3 protein-coding genes are annotated in these 7,539 nt (G+C 65.6%); 1 reads left to right on the forward strand and 2 read right to left on the reverse strand.

Annotated elements, in window-relative coordinates; genetic code table 11:
* Together OES25_17105 and OES25_17110 are read right to left on the reverse strand one after the other, a co-directional pair.
* Nucleotides 1–3,057: PKD domain-containing protein (locus OES25_17105; GenBank protein MDH3629356.1), on the reverse strand; the 3,057-nt coding region annotated here is incomplete at its 3' end.
* A 22-nt stretch (nt 3,058–3,079) separates the two neighbouring features.
* The gene (locus OES25_17110) at nt 3,080–6,733 is read right to left on the reverse strand and encodes a PKD domain-containing protein (GenBank protein ID MDH3629357.1); all 3,654 of its coding nucleotides are present in this window, start codon (nt 6,731–6,733) and stop codon (nt 3,080–3,082) included.
* Between the two features lie 258 nt (nt 6,734–6,991).
* On the opposite strand from OES25_17110, the gene OES25_17115 reads away from it, so the two are divergent.
* A partial coding sequence (locus OES25_17115) for a response regulator transcription factor (GenBank protein MDH3629358.1) occupies nt 6,992–7,539 on the forward strand: 548 nt, incomplete at its 3' end.

The following is a 7,539-nucleotide window of genomic DNA, read 5'->3' on the forward strand; positions in this document are numbered from 1 at the left end:
ATAGCCGTACGCGGTCGCCGTCGCGACCGTCGTGAAGTTCACGTTGTCGGTCGAGTACTGGAACTCGAAGTCGTCACCATCCGTGCTCGTGTAACGAAAGGCCTCGACACGGAACGTCACGGCCGGGCCCGGCGCGACGTCGAAGTCCCAGCGATGGTCGAGCTGGCTGCGCTGTCCCTGGACGACCTCGAAGAGCACCTCGTAGCTGCCGTCGATCGAAAACGTCCGCGTATAGTCCCCGCTGACCGAGCCCTGGACCGCGATGTCGGACAGCGCCAGCGCCTTGTTCGGGCACATCGAATCGATCAGGATGTACCCGGGCTTGGTTTCGGTGTCCGGGCCGCAGCCGCCGACGGACATCAGGCTGACGTTGTAACTGCCCGGCCACTGGTAGGTCTGCACCGGGTCCTGCGCGGTCGAGAACGAGTCGTCGCCGAACATCCACAGCCACGAGGCGGGCAAGCCGGTCGTGGCGTCGTTGAAATCCACGGTGAGCGGCGCACAGCCGGTCGTGACGTTCGCGGTGAAGTCCGCGACGGTGGGACCCGACGCCGTGATGTGGTCGAACTTGATTGCGGTGTCCGATCCGAGCGAACCTCCCGCGGTCAGGTAGACCGTGTAGTTCCCTTCATCCGCATAAACGTGCGTCGGACTCTGTTCGGTGGAGCTGCCTCCATCCCCGAGGCTCCAACTCCACGAGGTCACGTCGCCGACGGACTGATCGGTGAAGCCGACCGCGAACGGCGCGCAGCCGAAGGTCGGCTCGGCGGCGAACGCGACGTCCGGAGGATCCGTGAAGGTGCCGGGCATGTGGTAGACGCCGATTCGATAGGCGTTGTGCGGCGCCTGGTCCCTGAAGAGCGACCCGGCCAGCAGCGTGTCGCCTGCGGCGCTGGCCACAACGGGATGCATCTCGGGGACGGAAACCGTGGCGACGGGGAAGCCCTGGGGATCCAGGTTCTGCCCGGACTCGGTGACGCGCGCCGCATAGATGTCGGTGCGCTCGTCGAAGAACGCTTCGGAGTTGACGAGATCCTCCCAGGCGGCCACGAACTGTGCGCCGTCCCAGGCGATGCTCGGAGCACGTTGCCGGTCGGGACTGTCGGACAGGATGAACTCGGGATCGGGGAACGTCCCGTCGGGCAGCATGCGCCGGGCGGCGACGTCGTTGTTCGCGTTGGCGGTCGAATTCTTGCGGAAGACGAACATCGCCGCGGCGCCGGAGGTGGCGACGTCCGGCGTGAACGCGTTGTAGGCCACGACGAATTCACCCGGCGTGGACCCGTCCGGCTCGACGAACGCGGCATAAAGGTTCGCTTGGGGGTTGTCGTGGGAGGGATTGCGCTGCCAGCTCACCAGCCAGCGTCCCATGAACGCGGTCACCGCCGGCACCTGGGCGAAGTACTGTCCCAGCCAGATCGGCCCGGCGTCGAGCGTGTTGCCGGTCGAGCCGTCCACGCGGATGGCGTACGGGAATCGGAAGTGGGGGCTGCCGGGGTTGATATCGGTCCCCGCGACCAGGAACAAGTCACCGAGAGCGGCAACGTCGGGGGAGCTACCCGGCATGATGCTCAGCGGCACCGCGTCCAGGAAGTTGCCGTCGGGTAGCAGCCGTCTGCCGAGGATCTCGCCGGAGTCGCTCCAGACCACGAGGAAGACGGACCCGTTCCAGGCCGCAGCTGGGCTGATCGCGTTCGGACCGCTCGTGACCTCGATCGGTTCCGCATCGATGGCGCTCCCGAGAGGGTCCAGGCGTTGTGCCAGGATTCGCCTCGTTCCGGAGCGTTCGCTGCTGAAGACGGCCAGAAAACCGTCGGGCCCCGCGGCGAGATCCGGACGGGTCTGGGCGCGCGACGACAGCGAGACGGGTGCGTCAGGTCCCGGTTGCGCGTTCGCCGAAACGAATGCTCCATGGATGTCGTACGGACCGACCCCTCCGACGCGGTCGTCCTTCCAAACGAGTTGAACCCCGCCGGCCAGGCCACCCGCAATCCGGTGCTCACGGACGAAATCCACGATGGCCGGGTTGTAGGCAAATCCTCCCGGATCCAGCACCACGTCACCCGTGGTGACGCGTGCCAGCACCAGACCGTCGAACCCGTCCATTTTCGAGACCCACCAGTTGACGCCGTCCCACGTCACGTCGACCTCCCAGTTGACGGCCGGCATGATCGCCACGCCACCCGGGTTCTGGAGAGTCCCGTCGGGACTCATCGTCGATCCGACGAGCGTGCTGCCTGAGGTCCAAACGATGAAGTAGTTCGTGCCGTTGGAGCCGACCGTGAGCCCTGGGATGTTGAACGCCGCGCCGATCGGATTGAGATCGCTCTGCAGTCTCTGCGCCTTGAACTCACTCGAAGCCTTATAGGTCAGCAGATACTCCCCCTGGGCCGAGTGAACGCTGATGTTGAAGAACAGGAAATACGTCTGCGGTACGAGGACGACGGGAGTCGGATCGAGCACTACGCCCTGACCCGATACGCGCACGCCCACGATACCTGGATCTCCCGCATCGAAGCCCTGACCGACGACCAACCATTCGGTTCCTCGGTTCGTGACCGCGAGATAAAGGCCGCTGGATCCGTCGGCGACGACCTGAATCGGCGGATCGTCGAGGACCGTGCCGTCGGGGGCGACGCGCGCCGCGAAGATACGGGTTTCGTAATAGGACGCCCCCATGGTCTGGTTCTCCCAGACGACGAGCCAGTTCTCACCGTTCCACGAAACCTGCGGCTGCTCCTGCGCGCCGAAGGCCTGATTGACGACGATAGGAGAGCTGTCGATCAGGTTGCCGGTCGCATCGAGACGCGCCGCGTAGATGTCCCGGGAGCCCTGTTCGTAGCCGAAGAACGAATCGTCGGTGCGGAGGTCCGTCCAGACCGCAAGGAAGCCGCTGCCTCCCGCGGCAACAACCGGCGTCTCCTGGACGAACGGAGCGGCCTCGACGGGTGCATCACCAGGGAGGAACCCCGGTCCGGCCGGCACCGGAGAGGTTGCTTCGGACGCCGTCGACAACGTCAGGATGACGGCCAACATCGCGATGGTTTTCGACTTCATCGTCGGTCTCCCTTGCAGACCTCTAGGGCATGTCTCCGCACGAGGACCCACCCGCGGTGCCGACTTCCTGATCGCGGCCCTCGGGCGGCGCCGTCCCCGGCACGTTGTCCAGCGTTCCCGCCGGCATCTGCGGAGCGTCTCCGCGAATCACGTAGTAGTAGGCGACTCCCGGAGGAGGGATGGACGATTCGAGAAGCGTCGTCGCCGGATTGTCCTCCCAGCCGCACTGCGCGCCGCCGATCGACCCGTTGGCGCGCAGGTCGTCGAGGGTGCCCCACATGACGTCGTACTGTGCTGCCGACGCGGAAGGCACCCATTGCATCGAGTCGCGGTCGGGGAACTCCAGGCCCATGACCGCCTCGACGGGGTGAGGCGACGGCGCGATCGCCCTCAAGAAGGTCAGGTCGCTGACCGAAATCAGGCCGGCGGGGTCGGGGCTGTTGTCGCGCACCCGGACCCAGACCGAGCCCTGGAGTTCCGCCGGGACGGGCACCCGGGTGGTAATCCAGCCCGAGAACGCGGACATCACCGTCGCCATCGGCGTGAAGTTCACGTTGTCGGTCGAGTACTCCCACGTGTAGTCGTCGGTGAACGTCGCGGCTTTGTACGTTCGGACGAAGAAGTCGAGCGGCTCGCTGCTCGTCCCAACGTCGATGCGATAGCGATGATCGAGCACGCCGCCGACCTCGAACAGGCTCTGTGCCGAATTGCCGGGATGCGTGTCCACATAGGTCCCCACGGGATTGCTCGCGACGGACATCTCCTCGAGGGCGATGTGCTGGACCGGGCATATTTCGGGGATGTCGATGAAGCCGACTTTGGTCAGCGTATCGCTGCCGCAGGCCCCGGTGGCCATCAGCGAGACCGCATAGGAGCCCGGGTATTCGTACGTGTGCGAGGGGTTCTGTTCGGTGGAGAACGTGTCGTCACCGAACATCCAGAGCCACGAGGTCGGGTCGCCCAGCGATCCATCCGTGAAACTGACGGTGATCGGCCCGCACGCCGACGCCGACGTGGGTGCGCCCGAGAATCCGGCAACTGTCGATTGATCGACCGAGATGTAATCGAATCTGACGCTGGAGCCGGCTCCCTGTGCGGCGTCCGTCGCGGTCAGGTGGACCGTATACGTCCCCGGGTTTTCGTAAACATGACCCGGATTCTGCTCGGTCGAGATCATGCCGTCGCCGAAACCCCAGGACCATTCCGTGAGCGGATCGACCGACTGATCGCTGAAATAGACCGTCAGCGGAGAGCAACCCGCCGTCGGCACGCCGCCGAACGAAACATCGGCCGGCTCGGTCGGCGTCGCCGGCGTCTCGTAGACGGCCAGGCGGTAGTTGGTCTCCGTATCGCGGAAGATCGACGCCGCCAGCAGCGTCTCGGTCCCCATCGTGACGAGGGACGGCTGGTGCGACGGGATCAAGCCGGTCGCAATGGGGAATCCGTCGGGGTCGAGCACCTCTCCGAAGACGTCGACTCGCGCGCCGTACAAATCGGTTCGCTCGTCGAAATAGTCGATTCCGTTGCGCTTGTCCTCCCAGACGACCAGGTACTCCGTGCCGGTCCAGGTCACGGCCGGACTGCGTTGCTCCTCGACAGCGCCCGAGATCAGGAACAGCGAGGCGGTCTCGTCCGGGAGGATCAGACCGCCGTTGATGTCGGCGAGGAAATGCCCGAAGGGTTTCTCACGGCACACGACAAGCGCGCCCGCTCCCGAGACGGCGACGTCCGGTGTGGCGCCGTTGCACACCCCGCGCGTCGCGAACTTGTCGTACTGCACGGTCCCGTCGGCAGCGACGAAGTTGAAATAACTCCCGCCCCAGGACTCGTCATGTGAAATTCTTCGCTCGTAGACCACCAACCACTTGTCCCCCAACGCGGCGACCCGGGGTTCCATCGCGAAGGACCAACCCAGGATCAGCGGAGTGGTGTCGAGCAACGTTCCCGTCGTCCCGTCCACTCGCACGCCAAGGGGAACGACCTCGTGCTCGCCGAAAATGTAGTTGTCGCGACCGACGACGAGAAAATCATCGTTGAGCGCCGCGACGTCGGCGTGGTTTGCCTCCAGAACCGTGATCGGCTGCGCGTCGATGACCGTCCCATCGGGAAGCATGCGTACGGCTTGGATGAAGTTGCCGCAGGGCGGAGGGTCACCGCCGACGCAGTAGAAGAATTCATCCCAGACGATCATGTAGAGTGAACCGTTCCAGGCCACGGCGGGGTGGGTCGCGTACGGGCTCGAGGCGATCTCGATCGGCTCCGCGTCGATGGTGTCGCCCTGATTGTCCAGGCGTTGGACCATGATGCGCTTCACGCCTCCGGATTCACTGTGGAACACCGCGAGGAACTGTCCGGGGCCGGTGGTCAGGTCGGGCTGCGTCTGGGCCGGGGTGGCGTTGGACATCGGCTTCTCGATACCGATCTGCCCGGCGACCGAGATGTTCTTGCCGTGGATGTCCCACGGCGTGGTACCGAAGGTCCACGGGTTCGGACAGCCGCCGCAGTTCTGATCGGCCCAGACCAACTGTAAGCCGCCCGCGAGACCGCCCGCGACGGCGTACGGGCCGACGAAGCTCGCGGGGTCGGTGTCGTGCACGAAGACCGGCGGGGAATCGATCACCGTTCCGCCGGGCGTGATCCGCGCGAAGTGCAGCCCGCCGTCCGGGTAGGGCAACCCGTGAAACACCCACCACTGGGTCCCGTCCCACTCGACGCGGCTGTCGTCACCGGCGTCCCAGAGCGACGCCATGATCGGGATCCCCGCCGGATCCAGAAGCGTCCCGTCGACGGTCATGCGCGAGCCGTACAGGGTCCCTCCCGACGGATCCCAGGTGACGAAGTAGTCCGTGCCGTTCGAAGCGACCCGTGCCGTCGAGGTCGGCAGGTAGATCGGGCTGGCGATCAGGCTCAGGTCCGGCGCGAGCCGACGGGCCTGGTACACCGACTGGGCCCTGTAGACCAGCAGGTACTCGCCCTGGGCGACGCGCAGGCTGGCGTCGAAGTAAAGGAAATAGGTGTCGGGAACCAGCGTGACCGGGACGGCGTCCAGCACGGTCCCGTCGCCCGCGACGCGTACGCCTCCGAGCCCGCCGCCGCTATCGGCCTCACCGACGACCAACCAGTCCGAGCCGTTGGCCGCCACCGCCGTCGCGACCATGTCTCCCGCATAGCCCGGCGCTTCGAGGATCTCGAACGGAAGATCCAGCACCGTGCCGTCCGGCGCGACGCGCGCGCCGTAGATCTTGACCGGGGACCCGACACCGTCCGGGGCCTTGGTCTGGTGTTCCCAGATGACCAGCCAGTTCTGACCGTTCCAGGCGATCTTGGGAGTTTCCTGCGAACCCGCATCCTGGCTCAGCACGATCGGTACCGCGTCGAGCAGGTTGCCGGCGGCATCCAGGCGGGCGGCGTAGACGTCGTGACCGCTCTGCTCGAGCCCCTGGAACTCGATGGTGGACGCACGCATGTCGGTCCATGCGGTGAGGAAGCCGCCACCGCCGGCAACGATCACCACCTCCTCCTGGTCACCCGACGCGGCATCCCGGGCGCCATCGCCCGGCAGGAACGTCGGACCCTGCAGCGTCGGCGGGTTCGCGAAGGCGGTTGTGGCGATCAAGGGCAGGAAAAACAGAACCGTCAGCAATCCGATCTTGGTTCGAATCGTCTTCACTTTCATGATCGCCCTCCGTGCAGGCGCCGGGACCCGAGCGGCGCAATTCCCAATGCTCCGGATTATCCGCGTTCGGACCTTTCAGGGACATGAACGGGCCTGAGTTTCGCGGGCCCGCCGCCGGAGGTATCAAACGCCGCCGACGCCCATCTTTAGTTCCATCAACACTTTGCGCAGTCCGACCCCGGACGGGCGAGTATAATGTCGAGATTAACAGGTGATGAACGATTATGAGGCCGGGCCCGTGAGGCCCCGAGTTGTCGAATGCGAATCCTGATCGTCGAGGACGACAACGAGTTGGCCGAAGCTCTGGTCGAGTCTTTCACCGATGAGAGCTACGCGGTCGATCTTGCCCGGACCGGCGAGCGAGCCGACCATTTGATGTCGGCCAACGCTTACGACCTCGTCGTGCTGGATCGGAAGATACCCCCGCCGAACGGCCTCGAGTTGCTGCGGATCTGGCGTGAAGCCGGACTCTCCACCCCCGTGCTCCTGCTGACTGCCGACGGCGAGGTGCACGATCGGGTCGAAGGGCTCGATCTTGGCGCCGACGACTTCCTGGGCAAGCCGTTTGCTTTCGCCGAGCTTCACGCCCGGGTGCGGAGCCTGCTGCGCCGCCGCGACAAGCCGGTGGCCGGCAGACTCACGGCGGATGACGTCGTCCTGGACCGCGGCGCGCACCAGGTCACGGTCGGTGGAGAACCGGTCCACTTTTCCCCCAAGGAGTTCGCGCTGCTCGAGTACCTGTTGCTCAGGAAGAACCAGGTCGTCACCCGTGCCGAGCTCGCCGAGCACGTGTGGGACCAGCGCTT

The organism is Acidobacteriota bacterium, assembly GCA_029861955.1.
Taxonomy (GTDB): domain Bacteria; phylum Acidobacteriota; class Polarisedimenticolia; order Polarisedimenticolales; family Polarisedimenticolaceae; genus JAOTYK01.